The organism is Gracilibacillus sp. D59, assembly GCF_052246695.1.
Lineage (GTDB): Bacteria > Bacillota > Bacilli > Bacillales > Amphibacillaceae > Gracilibacillus.
Window position 1 is genome coordinate 20121 of the sequence record NZ_JBQQCK010000002.1, and the last position, 22796, is coordinate 42916.

Here is a 22796-nt window from a genome sequence, read left to right on the forward strand (position 1 = left end):
ACTTTAGATAAAAGGCAAGACTCTCCCTTATTCTCTATTATTTTTCAAACATTTCTCTTAGTTCTTTGGATCTTTCTGTTGTGCGCTCAAGACAAGCAATAACCGCTTGTTGAAATTCGTGTTGTGCCAATGTGTTAAGCCCTGCTTCTGTCGTACCACCAGGGCTAGTAATTTTTTCTCTTAATATTGTTGGTGTATCGTTAGTTGTTGCTAACATCTCCGCAACACCTTTAATCGTTTGTGTCATTAACGGCATAGCTGTTTCTTTATTTAAACCCTGTTCCTCGACAAACTTATCCATTGCTTCCACCATGTAATAATAAAAAGCAGGTGCACTGCCCGCTAAAGCAGTATAAGCGTCCATTTGCTCTTCTTTTATCAATGTTGTCGTACCAATTGATGTCATAAGTTTTTCTATTAATTCAACAGTAGAAATGTCAGCATATTGACCGCCAGTTATCGTCGATGCTGATTGTCCGATCATAGCTGATGTATTTGGCATAACACGGACAACTGCATTATTTGTTCCTAATAGTTGTTCAATATATTGCGTAGAAATCCCTGCCAATAATGACACAACAATCTTACTGTCATTAAAAAAACCTTTTATTTCAGCAATTGCTGTCTGAATATCTTTCGGTTTCATCGCCAAAATAATGATATCACTTTGGCTGACCACATCCCCCTTGGATTGTGATGTTCGAATACTATATTTATTTTCTAACGCTGTTAAACGATCTTTATTGGAGTGATTAGTCGCAATAATTTGGTCATCAGGTACCATTCCTTTAGCCGTCATCCCGGCAATAATAGCCTCTGCCATTGATCCTGCTCCTAAAAACGCAATCGTATAATCTTTAATACTCATAAACAACCACCTTTTATATGTATACTCATTTACCATTATAAATCATTATCGGAAGTGGCAACAGGAGAAACTCCCATTTCATCTCAGAAAAGCGCAGAGTGTCCCGCTTAGAAACGTAGCGACTGGAGCTAATCAACTGAGATAAAGGAATCACGGTGAGCTTGCGAACCGATGATGACTTATCGTAGGGCGATTCGTGAAGTCGCCTAGTTTTTGGGCGCTCGGAGCTAGACAACTGCGCAAATTTTATACTTTCTTGTCATCTAAATAAAAAAACCGCTATCTATTGATAACGATTTTCTTTATATATAATCTCCAATTTTGTGTTCAATGTAATGGCGGAGGAGGAGGGATTCGAACCCCCGCGGGCCGTGAAGCCCCTGGCGGTTTTCAAGACCGCTCCCTTCAGCCGGACTTGGGTACTCCTCCGTAATTGCTGACGACAAGTAATAATATAGCATATTGTAAAAATAGAGTCAATAGTTTTTTTACCGTCAATCTTAAAAAAAATAAGATTGACGGTAAACTATTACTTTATAACTGTTTTCCCACCCATATATGGCACCAATACTTCTGGTATTTTTACAGTTCCATCTTCTTGTTGATAATTTTCAATGATAGCAGAAACAGTACGGCCTACTGCTAAACCAGATCCATTTAACGTATGAACAAATTCCGGTTTCCCTTTCTCCTCACGACGGAATCTGATTCCAGCACGTCTTGCTTGAAAATCTTCAAAATTAGAGCAAGAAGAAATTTCACGATACGTATCATTACTTGGCATCCATACTTCGATATCGTATTTTTTGGCAGCTGTAAATCCTAAATCAGCTGTACACATACTCATAACACGATAAGGTAATTTTAATAGTTGTAATACTTTTTCCGCATGTCCTGTTAATTCTTCCAATACATCATAAGAATCTTCAGGCTTCACAAACTGCACTAATTCCACTTTATTAAATTGGTGCTGGCGAATCAAACCTCTTGTATCTCTACCGGCAGATCCTGCCTCAGAACGGAAACTGCCACTAAAAGCAGCAAATTTTTGAGGTAAGTCTTCTTCCTTTAAAATCTCCTCACGATAATAATTGGTTACCGGTACCTCAGCTGTTGGTACTAAGAAATAGTCCCAATCTTGCAATTTGAAGGCATCTTCTTCAAATTTCGGTAATTGACCGGTTCCAGTCATGCTTGTGCGGTTAACCATGTATGGCGGAAGCATTTCTTGATAATCGTGCTCATCTGCATGCAAATCCATCATAAAGTTGATTAAAGCACGTTCTAAACGAGCACCTAAACCTTTGTAAAAAACAAAGCGACTCCCTGTTACTTTTGCTGCTCTTTCAAAATCTAAAATATCTAGTTCAGTTGCTATATCCCAATGTGCTTTCCCCTCAAAGTCAAAGCTTGGGGCTTCTCCCCATTTGCGTACTTCGATATTATCATGTTCTGAATCTCCTACTGGTGTTGATTCATGTGGGATATTTGGAATAGAAAGCATTAATACCTCAAGCTCTTCCTCTACTTGACGAAGTTCTTGATCGATTGTTTTGATCCGGTCACCAACTTCACGCATTTCGGTAATCATGTCATCTGCGTTCTTCTTTTCTTTTTTTAATATAGAAATTTGCTTGGATACGTCATTACGTTTTGCTTTTAATTGTTCCGTTTCAGCAATAAGTTCTCTTCTCTTTTCATCCAGATCCCCGAACCGATCCAAATCTGATAAGTCTTCCCCCCGATGTGATAGCTTTTCTTTCACTTCGGCAAAATTTTTACGTAACATTTTCATGTCTAACATAGCTTTACCTCCTAGTAATTTATTGAATTATATATTTAAAAATCATTTCACATCCATTATTGCTTGAAATCAACACATTTAACATAACTGCGAAGTTCTTTTTTGTGGTTTTGCTTTCTTCCATTCTTTCTTGAAGAGAGTGTTATGGCACCGTTCCGGCAGAATACTACGCTTTCCGTGGGCACGGCTTCAGCTAACTTGGTAAAGAAACCCACTTTACCAAGTGGATCTTCAGCTCGTGCTGTTCCCACAGGAGTCTCCGTATTCTGCCTACACTAATGAATTGATCTGTCCGTTGAAAGTGGAAGTTCATAGAAATTTATTCCCATGGATTCATTCTTTCAATAATCAGAACACTACGCCAAGCGAAGGCAAGATACGTAGACTCCTACGGGACCAGCACGTGTCCGAAGACCCCGCAGGAAAGTGTTCTTTGCTTTCTGAGGAGGCTGAGGCCGTGCCCGTGGAAAGCTAAGTATCTTGCCGTAGCGTATACAAGCACTCAGCAAAAATCAAGGTATAACTTATATATTTAAACTAACCTTAGAAATATAAAAAACTCCCGCCCCATACTGTTAGTAGGGACGAGAGTTTACCCGCGATACCACCCTGATTGGAGAATAGACTTCTCCCGGCTTCATTATCTATAACGGCTTATCACCGAGTATATGTACTATCAATTCCATATACTACTCCAGGATGGATTCACTTATCGTTTATACCGGTTTACACCAACCACCGGCTCTCTTCAATAAAACAATAAGCTACTAGTTCCTGTCATCGCTTTTCTATATCAGATCAAATAAATTACCCAAAATCGAGATTTTATTATGATATTACTCTTCCACCATTTTGACAAAGTATTCTGTTAAACGGTGGTCATCCGTTAATTCTGGATGAAATGCACTACATAAATAATGATCTTGCTTTGCTGCAACAATTTTATCCTGATATGTGGCTAAGATTTCTACTTCTGGCCCAACTTCCGCTACATATGGCGCACGGATAAAGACCGCTTCAAAGTTATCTGCAATACCTTTTATATCTATTTCAGCTTCAAAAGATTCACGCTGTCTGCCAAAAGCATTACGTTCTACCTTCATATCCATTAAGGATAAATGTGCATCATCTTGTCCAACTATATCGTTCGCTAACAAAATGAGACCAGCACAAGTACCAAAAATTGGCTTCCCTTGTTTACCAAAGTCTACTAATGCATCAAAAAAATCATATTTATCAATTAGCCGACGCATTGTTGTGCTCTCGCCACCAGGGATGATTAGTCCATCTATATCAGCTAATTGTTGTTTATACTTAATAATGATACCTTCTGCTCCAGCTACTTCAACGGAACGAATATGTTCACGAATCGCACCTTGTAAGCCTAAAACTCCGATTTTCACCATTACTTTTTACTCCTCACTACTTACCAACCACGATCTTGCATACGCTCTTCTGGAGCAATTGTACTGATTTCTAAACCTTTCATCGCTGTACCAATACCTTTAGATACTTTTGCAATTAAGTCGTAGTCTTCATAATGTGTAGTTGCTTCTACAATCGCTCTAGCAAAGTTAGCAGGATTATCTGATTTAAAGATACCTGAACCAACAAATACTCCATCTGCACCAAGCTGCATCATTAATGCTGCATCTGCTGGTGTTGCAACACCACCTGCTGCAAAATTAACTACTGGTAAGCGACCATTTTCTTTAATTTCAAGTAATACTTCATATGGAGCACCTAAATCTTTTGCATATGTCATTACTTCATCTTCATTCATATTTACTAGCTTACGGACTTGTGCATTTACTTCACGAATATGGCGAACTGCCTCAACAATGTTACCTGTACCTGGCTCACCTTTAGTACGTAACATGGAAGTACCTTCACCAATACGACGAGCCGCTTCACCTAAATGACGACAGCCACAAACAAATGGTACGGTGTAATCTCTTTTATTCAAATGATATACTTCATCTGCCGGAGTTAACACTTCACTCTCATCAATATAGTCTACACCCATTGCTTCTAGCACACGAGCTTCTACAATATGGCCGATACGAGCTTTAGCCATTACAGGAATTGAAACAGCATTCATCACTTCTTCTACGATCGTAGGGTCAGCCATACGTGCTACACCGCCAGCTGCACGAATATCAGATGGTACTCGTTCTAATGCCATAACTGCTACAGCACCAGCTTCTTCAGCGATTTTTGCTTGTTCTGCATTGACAACGTCCATAATAACGCCGCCTTTTTGCATTTCTGCCATACCTCTTTTAACTCTATCTGTACCTACTTTAGACATTCTCATGTTCCTCCTATATTTTAAAACTGTTAACGATCGGTTATCATTCCTCTTTCATTATATAACAAATATTTAACAAATGCCAACTGCGGCAGTAGTTTTAGCTTAGCTAAATAGCCCTTTAAAGAAATCTACAACCGTAGTAAATACATTGGAGAAAAAGTCACCGATAGCACCAAGTGTTAACATGAACCAATTTAATTTCTCTACTGCATTTGTAGTTACTAAATCTACACGTTGACCACTTTCACCATTAATATATCCGTAATCTATATCACCATTATATTGAAGGATCGCTTCCCCTACTTTTTCCCCAGCTTTAATTGGTGCTTCTAATGTACCATCTTTCGTAAGCTTTTCTTCATCGATCTCATATTTGATACTGTATAAATCTTTTTCTCCAGCTTTTATCATCGTTTCTATCGGTTCTGCGGTTTCAAATTCTACTTCTTCCTCTTTCCCTTTAGAAACAGGTAAAATAGATTCTTTCTTTAATTGATAGCCAGCTGGAAATAATTCTGTTGTTTCAAATTGTGAGAAGCCGTATTCCATTAGCTTTTTGGTTTCATTAAATCGCTTTGCTTTAGAGTCTGTTTTCATGACAACCGTAATAATACGGCGATCACCTTGCTTGGCAGTTCCGGTAAAACAATAACCCGCTTCATCTGTATGGCCTGTTTTTAATCCGTCTACCCCTTCATATCTATATTGTGTAAAATTATTATCTTCCCATGGCAACATCCAATTTAGATTTTGTAACGGTCTGCCATCTAGTTCAGATAACAACGTACTCGAATATTCTAAAGCTTCAGGATAATCATTAACCAAATGATACGCTAATAATGCTGCGGAACGTGCAGATAATAAGTTATCTGCGTTTGGATCTGTTCCTTCTGGATAGTTTTCACCTAAATCTACATTCGATAAACCAGTAGAATTGACAAATTTATATTCCGGTAAGCCCAGCTCTTCCGCTTTTTCATTCATCATTTTTACAAATTCACCTTCTGACCCCGCTATTAACTCTGCAAGTGCAACAGTAGTAGCGTTATCAGAAATTATCGCCATTCCCTCATATAATTGACGAACAGTGTAGTTTTTATCTTGTATTAAACCAATCCCTGAAAAACCTGGGTTTGCTGATAACCAATAAGCGTAATCTCCAATTTGAGTAGTTGTATCCCAGCTGATTTGACCTTCATTAATGGCTTCTAGAACAAGGTATTCTGTCATCATTTTCGTCATACTAGCTGGAGGTAACTTTAAATCAGATTGCTTCTCATATAAAATTTTACCTGTGTTAGCATCGACTATAATCGCCGATTCTGCCTCGACATCTAAAGTCTCTGCTGCTTGTACTGTTAAACTATTCATAGAAAATGTAGTGATCATTAATAATGCAACCACTACCAAAATACTTATTTTTTTCATTACATCTTTCACTTCTACTACCCCCGACTATTTTTTTGCAACGAAACAATTTTACCATAACTACTTCAAATAGAAAATAACGCTATATAACTATAGACGTGGAAAAAGAAAACTTGGATTACCCAAGTTTTCCTCTATCCTTTTTACTATATTCAATTTATGATAAGGAATAGTTTGGTGATTCTTTCGTAATCTGAACATCATGTGGGTGACTTTCACGCAGTCCCGCCCCTGTCATCCGTATAAATCTGGCATCGTTTCGTAATGCTTCAATATCAGCTGATCCACAGTAACCCATTCCAGATCTGAGACCACCAATCAATTGATGAACCGTATCTGCTAATGGTCCTTTATAGGCTACACGCCCTTCAATGCCTTCTGGTACCAATTTTTTAGCATCTTGTGAATCCTGGAAATATCGATCATTAGATCCAGATTTCATGGAAGTAACAGATCCCATACCACGGTATACTTTATATCTTCTACCTTGGAATATTTCTGTTTCTCCTGGACTTTCTGTTACCCCTGCAAACAAGCTACCTAACATTACTGCATGCGCTCCAGCTGCGATTGCCTTGGTAATATCACCTGAATATTTAATACCACCATCAGCAATAACAGGAATATTGTACTTCTGTGCTTCCGTTGCACAATCATTAACTGCTGTTATTTGAGGTACTCCAACTCCTGCTACTACTCTAGTAGTACAGATAGAACCAGGACCAATACCTACTTTGATAATATTCGCTCCTGCTTCAATAAGTGCTCTTGTCGCTTCAGCAGTTGCGACATTTCCGGCAATAATATCAATATCAGGATATTTATTTCGTACTCGTTTAACTTGTTCAATAACACCTTGAGAGTGTCCATGTGCCGTATCAATAACTAATATATCCACGCCTGCATCTACTAGTTTATCAATACGTGTCATCGAATCTGCGGTCACACCAACAGCAGCACCAGCTAATAAGCGCCCCTGCTTGTCCTTAGCAGAATGAGGGAACTCTATTACTTTTTCTATATCTTTGATTGTAATAAGTCCTTTTAATACATTATTACTATCGACTAGAGGTAGTTTTTCAATTTTATGTTCTTGTAAGATTTCACTTGCTTCTTGTAAGGTTGTACCAACTGGTGCTGTTACTAAGTTTTCACTAGTCATCACATCAGCAATTTTAATGGAATAATCCTCAATAAACCGTAAGTCACGGTTTGTTAAAATCCCTACTAATTTTTGTTCTTCCTCATTATTTACAATAGGTACACCAGAAATACGGAACTTACCCATTAAATGTTCTGCATCAAACACTTGATGATCAGGCAATAAGAAAAAAGGATTCGAAATAACTCCACTTTCAGAACGTTTCACTCGATCCACTTGTTCTGCTTGTTCTTCGATGGACATATTTTTATGAATTATGCCGATTCCACCTTGTCTGGCAATTGATATAGCTAATTTCGCTTCTGTTACAGTATCCATGCCAGCACTTATAAATGGAATATTAAGTGTGATATTTTCTGATAGTTTTGTCTTAATTGATACATCTCGAGGAAGTACATTAGATTCCGCTGGTAATAATAACACATCATCAAACGTTAAACCTTCTTTACTAAATTTATCTGTTCTCATTGGTGAACCTCCTTAAATTTTTTGTGTATATTGTGAAATAATGGATGGGAAATAAAGCTCTCTATCACTAGAGTTTCAACTATTTTTTGAGGGTTGTATCCTTAACTATTGTTAATTACAATACGATATGTGACAGGGTTTTTCAACCTTTTTTTTTCATTATTCCATAAGCTGAAATAGGCGACATGATTAAATCAATAATGTAAGAGGTTACAATATGTAAATTTTTTTTACAAAGTTGATAGAAGTAAAACGATCGATTTAAATAACATCTCTCATCACTTATTATGGAAAAGTTCGAAGTAGATAAACTGCACACTAGTGAAAAGTTAGAAAAGTGAAGCATCCTTCCATTGGGCTTAGGCTTTGAGCTAACTTGATAAATAAAACCACTTTACCAAGTAACTTTTCGGCATGGAAGAAAGCAGGTTATTTCGAGTTTTATGTATTTTATTGTTTTCTAAAAAATTAAAGTACTTGAATAGCTAAGTCCCAACGCACTGGTTCAAATAAACCATCGATACACTAAAAAACACAAACTGCAAAAAACGCTGTTGAAGAATTGTTCTTTTCTAAGAGAGGGGCTGTGACGGACATTTTTTCCGCTATTTGTGACAAAAATGCCGTATTTATGGTGTTCAAGGACATCTATTCCGCTATCCATCTAAAATAAAGCTAATTTCCACTAAAAGACACTAAATAAGGGAATAAATGTCCGCCAACATCGCAAAATGGGAGTTTTCCTATCAAATAACGCACTAAATGTCCGTTCAACAAATGTTATAGTGTCGTCTCCTAAGGGAAGTGCATGCCCTTGGAAAGCGAAACGCTCAGGCCGCAGCGAGGTTTCAAACGTGAATAGGATACCAACTTTTATATGCTTTAAAGCGCAAATTTCTTATCTTTATAAAAAAACAGGCAACCGTCATGGTCACCTGTTCTAGTCTGTGATGATTTTTTCGATAAAAATTGCTTGTTTTTCGTCTAGTTTAATTATTTCATCGCTATCCATTAACCTTACCATTGGCCTTGTTGGTCGATTAGAATCCACAAAAATAATATATGCTTCTTTACCAGTGGAAAGCATAACACGGGTACCAATTGTGTAATTCATCAATGTATCAATGAATTTTTGTAATACAGGATAATCAAACTTTTGATACTTCAATTTCAGCATTTCTTCAATCACCTTAAAAGGTGATTGCTTTCTGCGATAAACTCGCTCTGAAGTCATAGCATGATAGGTATCACTAACCGCAATAATCTTAGCAAAAGGATGGATCTTCTCATCTTTAGAGCCAATCGGATACCCACTACCATCAATTCTTTCGTGATGTTGTAATATCGCTAGTTTCATATCCCTTGTTACATATGGAATTTCTTCTACCATTCGATAGGATAACGTGGGATGTTTCTTTATTTCTTCATATTCTGCTATCGTTAACCTTGATTCTTTCATGAGCCAATTTTCACTTAGCTTTGCCATCCCGCTATCCGCTAATATAGCTGCAATACCAACCTGTATCCAATCTTTTTGATATCCAAGTTTCTTAGCAAGATGTGCTGATAATAATGCAATTGATACTCCATGATGATAGAAATAGTCTTCCTTAGAAGCAAATTTATGCAATAAAAATAAATCCAAACTAATATCTTTTACATAATCAAATAATGGCATCATCATTTTTCGTACTTGATAAATATCAATCGGGCTTCCACCTTGCCACTTTTGAAACATTTCTTTATAACCCGAGACAGCATTAGTGTATAAAGTTTCAAAGGAAGCTGGGGACTTCCTTTGTACTTTTTGTTGCGAAGTATGCTCAGTAACTTTTTTAGGAGTAAAAAGACTTCCCGAGGCTAATTTTTCAGAGACCTCTACAGAATCAATATTAAAGTGTTTTAAGACTTCAATATGTTCTTCCGTAATGACTGTATGTTTATCAATAATTGGATGTTTAGTTTTCCCAGAAACTCGCTTGGTAACAATACACCCAGGTATTAATTGTTGTGGATGCACCTGCAACCGGATCACACCCTTTACTATTTTTCTACATCTTCTTCATTATCCTCTTCAATTATTTCTTCTTCACGATCTACCTTTGCTACTGTAGCAACTTTTTCTTCTTCCTGTAAACGAATCAGTCGAACCCCTTGTGTGTTCCTACCTGTTGTTGAGATTCCCTCTACTTGCATTCGAATTAAGACACCAGAAACCGTCATGATCATAATATCTTCTTCATCCGTTACATTTTTCACCGCTACGACTCTGCCGGTTTTTTCGGTAATATTAGCTGTAAATATCCCTTTACCACCACGATTTGTTCTACGATATTCTTCAACAGGTGTTCGTTTTCCATAGCCATTCTCTGTTACGTTCAGTACATACTGATCTTCCTCAAGAATTTCCATTGAAACGACCTCATCGTCTTCACGTAATGAAATACCCTTCACACCTGCAGCTGTTCTACCCATGGAACGGATTTGACTTTCTTCAAATCGAATCACATAGCCATTTTTAGTACCGATTAACATATCTTTATTACCGTCGGTTAAACGAACAGAGATTAATTCATCACCTTCCCGTAAGTTTAGTGCAATCAAGCCACCTTTACGGATGTTTGCAAATTGAGGAAGCGATGTTCTTTTAGACACACCAAATTTGGTGGTAAAGAATAAATACCAGTCTTCCTTATACTCACTAACAGTAATAACGGCATTAATCCATTCACCTTGTTCCACTTCTAACAAGTTGATAATCGGTATACCCTTTGCTGTACGATTAAATTCAGGAACTTCATACCCTTTCGAACGGTATACCTTTCCTTTATTAGAGAAAAAGAGTACTGTATCATGCGTCGAACAAGAGACTAAATGTTCCACAAAGTCATCGTCATTTGTACCCATTCCCTGTACTCCACGACCGCCACGTCTTTGTGCCCGGTATGTAGAAGCAGGTAGACGTTTAATATAACCTCTGTGTGTCAGGGTAATAACAATGCTTTCTTCAGGGATTAAGTCTTCATCTTCAATCAGATCTATTCCACCTGTTACAATCTCTGTTCTCCTTTCGTCACTATACTTCTCTTTAATTTCTAATAATTCTTCACGAATGATTTCGAGAATTTTCTCTTCATTCGCCAAGATTTCCTTCAATTCTTTAATTAAGTCCATTATCTGACTATATTCATCTTCAATCTTTTCACGTTCTAAACCAGTTAAACGCTGTAAACGCATATCTAAAATAGCTTGAGCCTGCTTTTCAGAAAGATTAAATTGATTCATTAAGCCATCACGAGCAATATCAGTTGTGTTGGATTGGCGAATTAAAGTAATAATCTGATCAATATGATCAAGTGCAATCCGTAAACCTTCGAGGATGTGTGCACGTGCTTCAGCTTTATTTAAATCATATTGCGTTCTTCTCGTAATAATTTCTTTTTGATGCTCTAAATAATATTCCAGACATTGCTTTAAATTTAATACTTTCGGCTGTCCATCGACTAAAGCAAGCATATTGATACCGAAAGACGTTTGTAAAGATGTCTGTTTATATAAGTTATTTAACACTACGTTTGGATTCGCATCTCGACGTAGTTCAATAACGATACGCATACCATTACGGTCTGATTCATCACGTAAATCAGTAATACCTTCTATACGTTTATCTCTTGCTAAATCGGCAATTTTTTCGATTAACTTGGCTTTATTCACTTGGTATGGAAGTTCCGAAACAAGGATTCTTGATTTACCATTCGCTTGCTCTTCTATCTCCGTTTTAGAACGAATCGTAATCGATCCTTTTCCGGTTTCAAAAGCTCTTCTAATACCGCTTCGTCCCAGAATTTGACCAGCTGTCGGAAAATCAGGGCCATAAATATATTCTTCCATCAACTCACTAATGGAAATTTCAGGATTCTGACTAATGGCTAAGATCGCATCAATTGTTTCACCTAAATGATGTGGTGGGATATTGGTTGCCATCCCTACTGCAATACCTGAAGCACCATTAACTAATAGATTAGGGAATTTAGCAGGTAACACTACAGGTTCTCTTTCTGAACCATCATAGTTATCCGTGTAATCAATAGTATCTTTATTAATGTCTCGTAACATTTCCATGGAAATCTTAGACATTCTTGCCTCTGTATAACGCATCGCTGCTGGAGGGTCACCATCTACTGAACCAAAGTTTCCATGGCCATCTACAAGCATGTAACGATAACTGAAGTCTTGTGCCATCCTTACCATTGCTTCATAGACAGCAGAGTCACCGTGTGGGTGATACTTACCGATAACATCCCCAACAATACGAGCTGATTTTTTATATGCTTTATCTGCATGCATACCCTGATCATTTAACGCATATAATATTCGACGATGAACAGGTTTCATCCCATCTCTGACATCAGGTAAAGCACGCGATACAATAACACTCATTGCATAATCTAAAAAAGATGTTCTCATTTCTTGCCCTATATTAATTTCTTGAACTTGTGGACGGTTTTGATCCACCATATTTGATTACCTCCTATTTCACTGCAGGAAGACGTGAAAATTGCTATTCTGAACAATCGTGGATTAGATATCCAAATTCTTAACATATACCGCATTATCTTGAATGAAATTACGGCGTGGTTCTACTTTGTCACCCATAAGCATGTCAAAAATTTGATCTGCTTCCATTGCATCTTCTAAACTAACTTGCAACAATGTACGTCCATCAGGATCCATCGTTGTTTCCCACAGCTGTGTTGCATTCATTTCTCCTAAACCTTTGTAACGTTGTAAGCCTGGTTTTGGCTGTTTTGGTAATTCTGCTAATAATTCATCTAGCTCTTTATCTGAATAAGTGTAATGGACAGCTTTACCTTGCTTAATTTGATAAAGAGGTGGTTGTGCAATATATACATAACCATAATCAATCAAAGGTCTCATGAATCGGAAGAAAAAGGTTAATAATAAGGTTCTAATATGGGCACCGTCAACATCGGCATCCGTCATAATGACGATTTTATGGTAACGAGCTTTCGAAATATCAAATTCTTCACCGATTCCAGTACCAAGTGCTGTAATAATAGTACGGATCTCATTGTTAGATAAAATCCTGTCTAATCTCGCTTTCTCGACATTCAGTATTTTACCCCTCAATGGTAGGATCGCTTGGAAATGACGATCCCGTCCTTGCTTGGCAGAACCACCTGCTGAGTCCCCCTCTACAATATACAGTTCACTGATAGTCGCATCTCGTGACGAACAATCGGCTAATTTACCTGGTAGATTGGAAACTTCCAACGCACCTTTACGTCTTGTTAATTCTCTTGCCTTTTTCGCAGCCATTCTCGCACGTGAAGCCATTAACCCTTTATCCACAATAATTTTTGCTGTATTTGGATGTTCAAATAGAAACTTCGAAAAAAGCTCACTAAAAGCAGAGTCAGTAATAGTTCTTGCTTCACTGTTCCCTAATTTCGTCTTCGTTTGTCCCTCAAATTGTGGGTCTGGGTGTTTTATCGATATAATCGCTGTTAAACCTTCTCTAACATCATCACCAGTTAAATTCGGGTCATTTTCTTTGAATAAATTATTCTTCCGCGCATAGTCATTAATAACACGAGTTAGACCGGTCTTAAAGCCTGATTCATGCGTTCCACCTTCATGGGTACTAATATTATTAGCAAACGAATATATATTGCTTGCAAAGCCATCATTGTATTGTAATGCGACTTCAACTTGAATATTATCTTCTTCTTTTTCTGCATAAAACGGCTCATGCAATACTTCTTTTGAACGGTTTAAGTGTTCTACATAAGATCCGATTCCACCTTCATAATAAAAAGTTTCCTGTTCACTATCATCTCTATTATCTTTAATAGAAATGCTTAACCCTTTATTTAAGAAGGCTAATTCACGTAATCTTGTTGCTAATATTTCGTATTGATAAACGGTAGATTCTGTAAATATTTCTGGATCTGGTTTAAAACGGGTTCTTGTGCCCGTAATATCTGTATCTCCAATAACTTCTAAGTCTTTGTTCAGCTTACCGCGAGAAAAGCTGATATGATACAATTTCCCATCACGATGAACATGTACTTCTAATTCAGTGGATAAAGCATTTACAACAGAAGCCCCAACACCATGCAGACCACCTGAAACTTTATAACCGCCACCACCAAATTTACCACCAGCATGTAGAACTGTCATAATTGTTTCTACTGCGGGGCGACCTGTTTTCTCATGTGTACTGACTGGGATTCCACGACCATTATCTATTACCGTTATACTATTATCTTCTTCAATAAAAACCTGAATATGGTCACAATGACCAGCTAAAGCTTCATCAATACTGTTATCGACAATCTCCCAGACTAAATGATGAAGTCCTTTTTCATTAGTTGATCCAATGTACATACCTGGTCTTTTCCGTACTGCTTCTAAGCCTTCTAATACTTGAATTTGATCGGCATCATAGGCTTGTTCCATTGGCATATTTTCTTCCATTGTCAATTCAATCACCTACATTCTCTCTCATTGATAATCTTTATTCTTCATCACCGTTTTCAGAATAATCCTCTAATTTGCTAATTGTAGAAATCATACTGGCTCTTTTCTTTAACGTTAAGACTGATAGTGGGCTATAATATACTTTCTGTGGAGTTATGACGACTGCCTTCGTTTCTTCTTCATCTGTCACAACGACTTGTTGTTTCTGTTTCATCTCTTTCAGCATTTCCTCATTTATCGTAGAGGAAGTTACTAAACTATAATCAATTATTCCTATCACATCTTTAGACTGAATAACATGGTCATCCCCAATGTGAATAAACATAATATCCCTACTTTTTACTCGATTATTTTTCCTTGATCTATTCTAAAAATCTCTGCCTTCTTCAGTGTTTGATGATGAATACCATCAACACTGGTCGTTGAGACAAAGGTTTGTACTTTACCTTCAATCGTATCTAATAAATGGGATTGTCTAAAATCATCTAACTCACTTAGGACATCATCTAAAAGTAAAATAGGATAATCATTAATTTCCTGATATATAAGTTCTATTTCTGCAAGTTTCAAAGATAGCGCAGTTGTTCTTTGTTGTCCTTGTGAACCAAAAGTTTGGACATTTTTTCCATTAACATGAAAGATCAAATCATCTCTATGCGGACCTATCAAGGTCGTGCCACGTTCTACTTCTTTCGTTTCTAATCTCTCAAATGATTCTGTTAGAACTGTTACTATTTTTTCCTTTTTGTCTTCCTCTGATACATCGATAGTAGGAGCATATTGCAGATCCAAATCTTCAATCCCTCTGCTAATTCCTCTATGTATCTCATTTGCCCACTCACGTAATCGTTTCATGAACATAAAACGTTTTTCTAAAATAATAGCAGCATGTTCGATCATTTGATCTGTCAGTACACGTAGCATAGTGAGATCATTTGATTTACGCTTTTGAAGTTGCTTCAATAAATGATTTCGTTGTTTTAAAATTTTGACATATTGTCCAAGGTGATAGATATAGATTGGTTGAATTTGGCCTATTTCCATATCAATAAAACGTCTTCTAATTTGAGGGCTCCCTTTGACAAGGTTTAAATCTTCTGGTGCAAACATAACAATGTTTAAGGCGCCTATATAATCACTAAGACGTTTTTGTTCTAAATGGTTTAATTTAGCCTTTTTACCTTTATTGGTGAATTGTATTTCCAGGGGAAACTGTTGATTCCTTTTAAATACACTACCTTCTATTTTAGCATAATTTTGCTCCCATTGGATTAATTCTTTATCTTTTGTCGTACGATGTGATTTGGAGAATCCTAACACATATATAGCTTCCATTAAGTTTGTTTTGCCCTGTGCATTTTCTCCAATTATTACGTTTACTTTATCATCGAACTGAACAGATAAATGATCATAGTTTCGATAATTTGTTAAACTTAATTGTTGTATATACATTCGAATTTCCTTCCGAAATTAACCTTTATTCAGCACTTTTTGTTACCACGAACGTACCAACATCTTCTACATAGACTGTATCCCCAGGATAAAGTTTTTTACCGCGACGTGTCTCTAATTCGTTGTTTACATAGACACCATTTTCTTGTAAAAAAACTTTAATCATACCACCTGATTCAAGTATATTGGCTAATTTCAAAAACTGTCCTAAAGGGATATAATCTGTTGAAATTTCAATTTTTTCTTCCATCGTTTCACCTACTTTTATATTAAGAAAGATATTGGTTATTAGTATAGCCCTTCTATCTATTTTACTAAACATTTGATAAATATAAAAGGAAACATGCTAATTATTTTTATTATACAAGTAAAATCAGCCAAGGTAGTTCGTCAGTACCTTGATAAGCTTACTATAGCACTTTATAGTATTATGTTAATTTTTCCCTTATTTTACAAAGATTCACTCCAAATAAAAAGAGGAACAATGACTTATTGTTCCCCTTTTCCATCTAAAATGTTCTTACTGGTAAAATTAGTTGCAAGATTTGGTCGTGATCGGTTGGTTTGATAATGAATGGTCGCATTGCTCCAGTAAATTCTATTTTCACTTGTTCTGTTTCCATTATCTTTAATGCATCGATCATATATTTTGAACTGAATGATATTTTTAACTCTTCACCATCCATTTTAGCTACGGTAATTTCTTCTTCTACTTTCCCGATTTCCGGTGAATTACTCGAAATTTCAACAATTTCCTGCTCTTTGGTTTGAAGGCGAATAACGTTATTATGATTATCTTTTGCTAGTAATGATGCACGATCGACTGCTTGTAAAAGTGTTTTCGTATCAGCAAGAATCACTGTTTTGCTTTCTTCTGGAATTAAACGTGATGTTTCTGGATATTTTCCGTCCAATAAACGAGATAAAAAGTATAAGTGATTGTTTTGGAATGCAATTTGATTTTCACTAATACTGATTTGAATTTTGTCTTCTGTATCATCAAGGATTTTACTTAATTCGTTTAAACTCTTTCCTGGAATAACTACTTGATCAAACGGAAAATTATTAATTACATCTTGTAACGGTAGTTTACTTGCTGCTAAACGGTGACTATCCGTTGCGATAAAGTGAAGTTGATCATCTGCCACCTTTAGGTTAACCCCAGTTAGTATTGGACGTGTTTCAGAAGTTGATACCGCAAATACTGTTTGTTTAATCATATTTTTTAATAGATTGATTGGTAATTCAAACTGTGTCTCTGTTTGAATTTGGGATATTTGTGGATATTCTTCTGCATCTTGCCCATTCAAATGGAATTCAGCATGGCCAGATTGTATTGTAATTTGTAATTGTTCATCTACTTCTATTTGTACTGTTTGTGAAGGTAATTTTCTTATGATTTCTGGAAAATACTTGGCATGAGCAATTATTTCTCCTTGTTCCAGTTCATCAATAAATTGAATTCCTTCTTCTTCTACTGGAATAAAAGATTCAATTGTAATATCGGAGTTACTCCCAGTTAATGTTATACCGTTATGTGTCGCTTGAATTTTTAATCCTGCCAAAATAGGAATCGCTGTTTTCGATGAAATAGCTTTTGTTACATGTTGAATACTTTCCATTAATTTGTCTCTGTTTATTACAATTTTCATTCTAATCCTCCTTGAGGAATATATTTATTTATTATTAATATAATACCGTAATAATAGTAATAGGGGCTGTGATTATGTGGATAACTCCAATTTCTTTGTTTTTTATAAGTTATCCAGATGTGAATAACTTGTTTGCATGTATGGTTTACTTATCCACAATATTCACAAGAATTGCACAGCCTGAATTTAAGTTACATCGATTTTAATTGTTCTTTTATTTCTTCAATCTCTTTATTTAATAACTCATCCGTCCCCAATAATTTCGAGATTTTTTCATGTGCGTGAATAACTGTTGTGTGATCTCTTCCACCAAATTCTTCCCCTATTTTAGGTAAGGAAAAATCCGTTAGTTCTCTAGATAAATACATGGCAATTTGCCTTGGGAACGCAATGGATTTAGTACGTTTTTTAGCAGTGAATTCTTCTAATTTTACATTATACCGCTTGCCAACTTCTTCTTGTATATGCTGTATAGTGATTACTTTTGGTCTGGAAGAAGGGATAATATCTTTTAGTGCTTCAGCTGCTAATGATGCATCAATATCCTGGTTAATAAGGGACGAATAGGCAACCACTCGTATTAATGCCCCTTCTAATTCTCTAATGTTCGTATCGATTTGATTTGCAATATAAAGCATCACTTCATTAGGTATATCTAAACCTTCTGCTTTTGCTTTTTTTCTAAGTATAGCAATTCTTGTCTCCAAATCGGGAGGAGTGATGTCCGTGATAAGTCCCCATTCAAAGCGAGAACGTAACCGATCTTCCAATGTAGGAATTTCCTTAGGCGGTCTATCACTAGAAATAATAATTTGCTTATTTTCTTCATGCAATGTATTAAACGTGTGAAAAAATTCTTCTTGAGTTTGTTCTTTTCCTGCCAAGAACTGAATATCATCAATTAATAGGACATCAACATTCCGATATTTATTCCGAAAATTGACGGCTTTATTGTCACGAATCGAATTAATGAATTCATTTGTAAACTTTTCTGAAGAAAGATACACTACTTTCGCTGTTGGATTATGATCTAATACATAATGTCCAATCGCATGCATTAAGTGTGTTTTTCCGAGTCCAACACCACCATAAATAAATAAAGGATTATATGCCTTAGCTGGAGCTTCAGCAACTGCTAATGATGCTGCATGAGCAAACCTGTTACCAGAACCAATGACAAATGTTTCAAATGTATATTTGTCATTTAACATGGATTTAGGTGATGTTTCACTGTTTTGTGTCGGGACCGTTTTTTTCTTCTTCATTTGAGTGAATTCTTCTGTTGTTTCATCTGTACTTTCAGGAATGACAAATTTTACAGCTAATTTTGCACCTGTAAGCTCATATAACGCATCTGAAATAATCATTGTATATCTAGATTCAAGCCAATCTCTTGTAAATTCATTTGGGGCAGAGATAATCACAGTATCTTCTTTTAATTGATCAACAGAAGTATTTTTTAGCCAGGTATCATAACTTGGTTTACTTACTTTATCTTTGATTAACTCTAAAGTGTTTCTCCATAAATCTTCGATATTTTCCACGAAAACCCTCCTTTCATTAGGCAAAACTAGGAAGTAAACTTGAATAATAACTTGTGGATAGATACACACTGACAAAAAAGCGGAAAACCTAAAAATTAAGTTTTCCACATTGTTGTGTATAAACTAATATACAAGTTGTGAACTTTTGTCCACACAATATCCACAAACTGTGGATAAGCATATGTGTTAATAATTTTATTCACAAACTAAAACACAAATATGATATCAAATAAACCCGAATAATGCAATGTTTTCTCTCTACTTATCCACAACTTAGACAAATTGTGACTATTTTCTTTACACATGTTCTTATTTTGTGAGTAATTTGTCGATAAAAAGTAGATATAGTCAGTTATGTCATTTTCACTTATCCACACGCTTCTGTAATAGAACAGCTTCACCGAAAAGGTGTTATATTACAGGACGAGTATGAATTTGATTTGAAATTTGTGTAATATAGAATGTAGGAAACAAGGAAATATCTATGAGAGTTTAAGTTTTTGAGGACTAGGCATTGACATGAGAAATGATTTATAAGTATAATGAGTAAGACTGTCTAAATCGATTTTGATTTTTAATTTCCTCAGGGAGGTGCATATAAATGAAACGAACATTTCAACCAAATAACCGTAAACGTAAAAAAGTTCATGGATTTCGTGCGCGTATGAGCACAAAAAATGGACGTAAAGTACTTGCTCGTCGTCGCAAGAAGGGTAGAAAAGTATTGTCTGCATAGGCCACTGATACACTCAGTGGTCTTTTTCCATGTACGGCACAACTTTAATTAGAAGTATTGTTTTCTTTAATGGAGGCGCACTAGAAATGAAGAAAGCATGGCGAATTAAAAAAAATAGTGAATTTCAAGAGGTTTTTAAGAAGGGCGCTTCTTTTGCTAATCGACAACTAGTTATTTATTATTTGCAAAAAGATCAACAACATTATCGGGTTGGATTATCTGTAAGTAAAAAAATAGGTAATGCTGTAGTACGCAACCAAGTAAAGCGCTATATTAGACAAGCTTTTCTTGAATTAGATACAAATATAAAAAATGAGTATGATATAATTATTATTGCAAGACAACCAACGAAAGAAATGGATTATCATGAGATAAAAAAGAGTGTTAATCATTTACTTTATAAAACAAAGATTTTAATAAATAAATGAACTTTTTGTTAATAATCATCTTTTTATTCCATTATGGCTAGCTTGTTTATAGCTGGTAATGGTAAAATGAGATACTATAAACAACGTGAATGTGTAGGAATTAAGGAGGATAACGATGCGTAAGAAGCTCCTAATATTATTGAGTTTAGTTGGAGTGATGGTATTACTATCTGGCTGTACCGAAATTGATCAAGATATCACTCCAGAAAGTGAAGGGATATGGAATAAATATTTTGTCTATCCATTATCATGGTTAATTGTACGTGTTGCAGAATTTTTTCATGCGGAATATGGCTATGGACTTTCTATTGTTCTGGTCACTCTTCTAATCAGGTTAATACTACTCCCGCTAAACGTTAAACAATTGAAGAGTTCGAAAGCAATGCAACAAATTCAACCGGAATTAAAGGAAATCAGAGAAAAGTACAGTTCTAAAGATCAACAAACACAGCAAAAGTTACAACAGGAAACAATGGAGTTGTTTCAGAAAAATGGTGTCAATCCATTAGCAGGTTGTTTACCAATTATCGTGCAGATGCCGATTTTGATTGCCTTTTATCATGCAATTATGCGGACAGAGGCACTTGATGGTCACCAATTTTTATGGTTCCAGTTGGAATCACCAGATCCTTATTATATCTTGCCAGTTCTTACAGCAGGATTTACTTATTTACAACAAAAGCTAATGATGGCTGGAACAACTGGTCAACAAAATACAATGATGCCTCAAATGACCATGATGCTTTATTTAATGCCGATTATGATTGGGGTGTTTGCAATTTTCTTCCCATCAGCATTGGCACTATATTGGGTAGTAGGTAATATCTTTATGGTATTACAAACACTATTAATTAAAAATCCAATGATGAAACGTGATGAGGCGAATGCAGGAGGAAGTAAATAGTGAGACAGATAACTGCTACTGGACAAACTGTAGACGAAGCGGTCCAATCAGCGTTAAGGCAGTTAAACATCACAGAGGACCAGGCGAAGATTGAGGTAATTGATGAAGGTAAAAAAGGGCTATTAGGTTTATTTGGCTCTAAGCCAGCGATTGTAAAAGTAGCGCAAGTGGAAGAAGCTCCATTGGAGGAAGATCAGGCAGAAGAAGATCCGGTGGAAAAAATTCAAAAGTATGTCGAAAACATTGTTAATAAGTTTCAGGTAGATGTAAAAGTTGATGCAGAAGTAGATCAAAATGTTGTTACACTGCAATTGACTGGAGAAAAGATCGCGTTATTAATTGGAAAACGTGGACAAACCTTAAATGCGGTGCAATATTTAGCACAATTAGCGATGCATCAATTTGCTGATAAATATTATACGGTAATTGTTGATGCAGAAGGTTATCGTGAAAGAAGAAAGGAAACACTTATTTCATTGGCAGAAAGATTGGCCGATCGAGCTAGTAAAACGAAAAAAGATGTAAAAATCGAGCCAATGCCGTCATTTGAACGAAAAGTGATTCATACTGTATTACAAAAAAGAACAGATGTCGAAACAGATTCAAAGGGAACAGACCCAAACCGTTACGTAGTCATTAAACCAAAATAAATATGTACCGTTAAAAACGAGTAATCAACCACGATTACTCGTTTTTTTGTTGAAATATTGCTTAAACTCCTAGTAGTAATTTTGACATGTATAAAATGCTTAAAAACCGCTACGGCTTGCCCTCTTCGCTTTCCTAGGGGCGTGTCTTCAGCTAACTTTTGAAAAGAAATTCACTTTACAAAAGTGGATCTTCAGGTCACGCTGATCCCTCAGGAGTCGAAGTGGGCGCCTGCGCTAATTAAGTTCTGCAATGGATGTAAGTGGTAGAATTGCAATTCTTATTTCTTGATTTATCACGGTGCTATCCGTCTGTAGATGCCCCACTGATTATAGTCCCACTAAATATATTATCTTTTCGAGAGTTCAAAAAGCTAACTGTCATAACCGTTATAGAACTCTTTTACGGAGGCACACGCTTTCACTCATGTGAGAATGTTTTCTCTGATGATCCACTTTTACGAGCGGTCTTTGTTTGGAAAAAGTTAGCTGAAGATAATCCCCCACGGAATGGGAAGCGGGCAGCCGCAGCGGTATTCCAGTACACTCTATGGAAAGAATGGAGGGAAATCTCATTATGCAGTTCTCCCTCAAACCGAATCAGTTAAAAAATCCTAGAATGGGTTTGCGAGACTTTTATCGGGTTAAATTAGAAATGTTGAAGTAAACAAGTAGTAAGGTCATGGTCGTATTTTTGCTATTTAATACAAATAGGTAAATAGGGCTTATAGTATTAGTGAAATATCGACAAAGAGTTCATTTAAAAATTTGCGTTGGGATGTTTGTGCATAACTAATTTCATAAAAGTTATTCACATGTGGATAATATATGTTATAGATAAAAGGGAAAACTAAGTGTGGATATCTTTTCAATTGATATAGTTTT

The 22796-nt window shown here is 36.1% G+C and carries 18 protein-coding genes, 1 tRNA gene and 1 other annotated feature; of the genes, 4 read left to right on the plus strand and 15 right to left on the minus strand.

From position 1 onward, the window contains the following. Positions 1-37: 37 nt before the first annotated feature. The 15 genes from proC to dnaA all read right to left on the minus strand — a co-directional run bounded on the left by proC (position 38) and on the right by dnaA (position 19196). Positions 38-868 (minus strand): pyrroline-5-carboxylate reductase, encoded by an 831-nt coding sequence (proC, locus tag ACTWP4_RS03465; RefSeq protein ID WP_443127382.1) that lies wholly within the window; start codon positions 866-868, stop codon positions 38-40. Between the two features lie 336 nt (positions 869-1204). After that, a tRNA-Ser gene (locus tag ACTWP4_RS03470) sits at positions 1205-1297 on the minus strand. A 100-nt stretch (positions 1298-1397) separates the two neighbouring features. Beyond that, positions 1398-2672 carry a serine--tRNA ligase gene (gene serS / locus ACTWP4_RS03475; protein ID WP_443127383.1) on the minus strand — a complete coding sequence of 425 codons (1275 nt, stop codon included), beginning with the start codon at positions 2670-2672 and terminating at the stop codon, positions 1398-1400. A 577-nt stretch (positions 2673-3249) separates the two neighbouring features. Beyond that, positions 3250-3462 (minus strand) — a binding site (T-box leader). A gap of 46 nt (positions 3463-3508) precedes the next feature. Further along, positions 3509-4078 carry a pyridoxal 5'-phosphate synthase glutaminase subunit PdxT gene (gene pdxT, locus ACTWP4_RS03480; RefSeq protein WP_443127384.1) on the minus strand — a complete coding sequence of 190 codons (570 nt, stop codon included), beginning with the start codon at positions 4076-4078 and terminating at the stop codon, positions 3509-3511. Between the two features lie 20 nt (positions 4079-4098). Beyond that, positions 4099-4983 (minus strand): pyridoxal 5'-phosphate synthase lyase subunit PdxS, encoded by an 885-nt coding sequence (pdxS, locus tag ACTWP4_RS03485; RefSeq protein WP_443127385.1) that lies wholly within the window; start codon positions 4981-4983, stop codon positions 4099-4101. 105 nt (positions 4984-5088) lie between these two features. After that, complete coding sequence (locus ACTWP4_RS03490; protein WP_443127386.1) at positions 5089-6426, minus strand: D-alanyl-D-alanine carboxypeptidase family protein; 1338 nt, start codon at positions 6424-6426, stop codon at positions 5089-5091. A 145-nt stretch (positions 6427-6571) separates the two neighbouring features. Continuing rightward, positions 6572-8044, minus strand: a complete 1473-nt coding sequence (gene guaB, locus ACTWP4_RS03495; RefSeq protein ID WP_443127387.1) for an IMP dehydrogenase — start codon at positions 8042-8044, stop codon at positions 6572-6574. Positions 8045-8984: 940 nt separating this feature from the next. Next, entirely contained in the window at positions 8985-10064 is a 1080-nt protein-coding gene (locus ACTWP4_RS03500; RefSeq protein ID WP_443127916.1) for an HD-GYP domain-containing protein, read from the minus strand. Between the two features lie 23 nt (positions 10065-10087). Then, positions 10088-12562 (minus strand): DNA gyrase subunit A, encoded by a 2475-nt coding sequence (gyrA, locus tag ACTWP4_RS03505; RefSeq protein WP_443127388.1) that lies wholly within the window; start codon positions 12560-12562, stop codon positions 10088-10090. 63 nt (positions 12563-12625) lie between these two features. Further along, positions 12626-14533: a DNA topoisomerase (ATP-hydrolyzing) subunit B gene (gene gyrB / locus ACTWP4_RS03510; protein ID WP_443127917.1), complete on the minus strand. Its 1908-nt coding sequence runs from the start codon at positions 14531-14533 to the stop codon at positions 12626-12628. Between the two features lie 52 nt (positions 14534-14585). After that, positions 14586-14873 carry an extracellular matrix regulator RemB gene (remB, locus tag ACTWP4_RS03515; protein ID WP_443127389.1) on the minus strand — a complete coding sequence of 96 codons (288 nt, stop codon included), beginning with the start codon at positions 14871-14873 and terminating at the stop codon, positions 14586-14588. Positions 14874-14887: 14 nt separating this feature from the next. Next, a complete protein-coding gene (gene recF / locus ACTWP4_RS03520) occupies positions 14888-16000 on the minus strand; it encodes a DNA replication/repair protein RecF (protein ID WP_443127390.1) in 1113 nt (370 codons plus the stop codon). 25 nt (positions 16001-16025) lie between these two features. Further along, entirely contained in the window at positions 16026-16250 is a 225-nt protein-coding gene (gene yaaA, locus ACTWP4_RS03525; protein ID WP_443127391.1) for a S4 domain-containing protein YaaA, read from the minus strand. A gap of 259 nt (positions 16251-16509) precedes the next feature. Beyond that, positions 16510-17652 (minus strand): DNA polymerase III subunit beta, encoded by a 1143-nt coding sequence (gene dnaN / locus ACTWP4_RS03530; protein ID WP_443127392.1) that lies wholly within the window; start codon positions 17650-17652, stop codon positions 16510-16512. A gap of 191 nt (positions 17653-17843) precedes the next feature. After that, positions 17844-19196 (minus strand): chromosomal replication initiator protein DnaA, encoded by a 1353-nt coding sequence (gene dnaA / locus ACTWP4_RS03535; RefSeq protein WP_443127393.1) that lies wholly within the window; start codon positions 19194-19196, stop codon positions 17844-17846. Between the two features lie 601 nt (positions 19197-19797). Here dnaA and rpmH point away from each other — a divergent pair. The 4 genes from rpmH (at position 19798) to jag (ending at position 21914) form a co-directional block, all read left to right on the plus strand. After that, the gene (rpmH, locus tag ACTWP4_RS03540; protein ID WP_018933824.1) at positions 19798-19932 is read left to right on the plus strand and encodes a 50S ribosomal protein L34; all 135 of its coding nucleotides are present in this window, start codon (positions 19798-19800) and stop codon (positions 19930-19932) included. Between the two features lie 86 nt (positions 19933-20018). After that, positions 20019-20360 carry a ribonuclease P protein component gene (rnpA, locus tag ACTWP4_RS03545; protein WP_443127394.1) on the plus strand — a complete coding sequence of 114 codons (342 nt, stop codon included), beginning with the start codon at positions 20019-20021 and terminating at the stop codon, positions 20358-20360. Between the two features lie 115 nt (positions 20361-20475). Then, on the plus strand, positions 20476-21264 hold the full coding sequence (spoIIIJ, locus tag ACTWP4_RS03550; RefSeq protein ID WP_443127395.1) for a YidC family membrane integrase SpoIIIJ: 789 nt from the start codon (positions 20476-20478) through the stop codon (positions 21262-21264). After that, the gene (gene jag / locus ACTWP4_RS03555; protein ID WP_443127396.1) at positions 21264-21914 is read left to right on the plus strand and encodes an RNA-binding cell elongation regulator Jag/EloR; all 651 of its coding nucleotides are present in this window, start codon (positions 21264-21266) and stop codon (positions 21912-21914) included. Before spoIIIJ ends, jag begins: the two co-directional genes overlap by 1 nt. Positions 21915-22796 lie beyond the last annotated feature (882 nt).

Bases quoted from the DNA above. Each gene is read 5' to 3' on its own strand.
- proC (WP_443127382.1), bottom strand. From the start codon at position 868: ATGAGTATTAAAGATTATACGATTGCGTTTTTAGGAGCAGGATCAATG.
- serS (WP_443127383.1), bottom strand. From the start codon at position 2,672: ATGTTAGACATGAAAATGTTACGTAAAAATTTTGCCGAAGTGAAAGAA.
- pdxT (WP_443127384.1), bottom strand. From the start codon at position 4,078: ATGGTGAAAATCGGAGTTTTAGGCTTACAAGGTGCGATTCGTGAACAT.
- pdxS (WP_443127385.1), bottom strand. From the start codon at position 4,983: ATGTCTAAAGTAGGTACAGATAGAGTTAAAAGAGGTATGGCAGAAATG.
- guaB (WP_443127387.1), bottom strand. From the start codon at position 8,044: ATGAGAACAGATAAATTTAGTAAAGAAGGTTTAACGTTTGATGATGTG.
- gyrA (WP_443127388.1), bottom strand. From the start codon at position 12,562: ATGGTGGATCAAAACCGTCCACAAGTTCAAGAAATTAATATAGGGCAA.
- gyrB (WP_443127917.1), bottom strand. From the start codon at position 14,533: ATGCCAATGGAACAAGCCTATGATGCCGATCAAATTCAAGTATTAGAA.
- remB (WP_443127389.1), bottom strand. From the start codon at position 14,873: ATGTTTATTCACATTGGGGATGACCATGTTATTCAGTCTAAAGATGTG.
- recF (WP_443127390.1), bottom strand. From the start codon at position 16,000: ATGTATATACAACAATTAAGTTTAACAAATTATCGAAACTATGATCAT.
- yaaA (WP_443127391.1), bottom strand. From the start codon at position 16,250: ATGGAAGAAAAAATTGAAATTTCAACAGATTATATCCCTTTAGGACAG.
- dnaN (WP_443127392.1), bottom strand. From the start codon at position 17,652: ATGAAAATTGTAATAAACAGAGACAAATTAATGGAAAGTATTCAACAT.
- rpmH (WP_018933824.1), top strand. From the start codon at position 19,798: ATGAAACGAACATTTCAACCAAATAACCGTAAACGTAAAAAAGTTCAT.
- rnpA (WP_443127394.1), top strand. From the start codon at position 20,019: ATGAAGAAAGCATGGCGAATTAAAAAAAATAGTGAATTTCAAGAGGTT.
- spoIIIJ (WP_443127395.1), top strand. From the start codon at position 20,476: ATGCGTAAGAAGCTCCTAATATTATTGAGTTTAGTTGGAGTGATGGTA.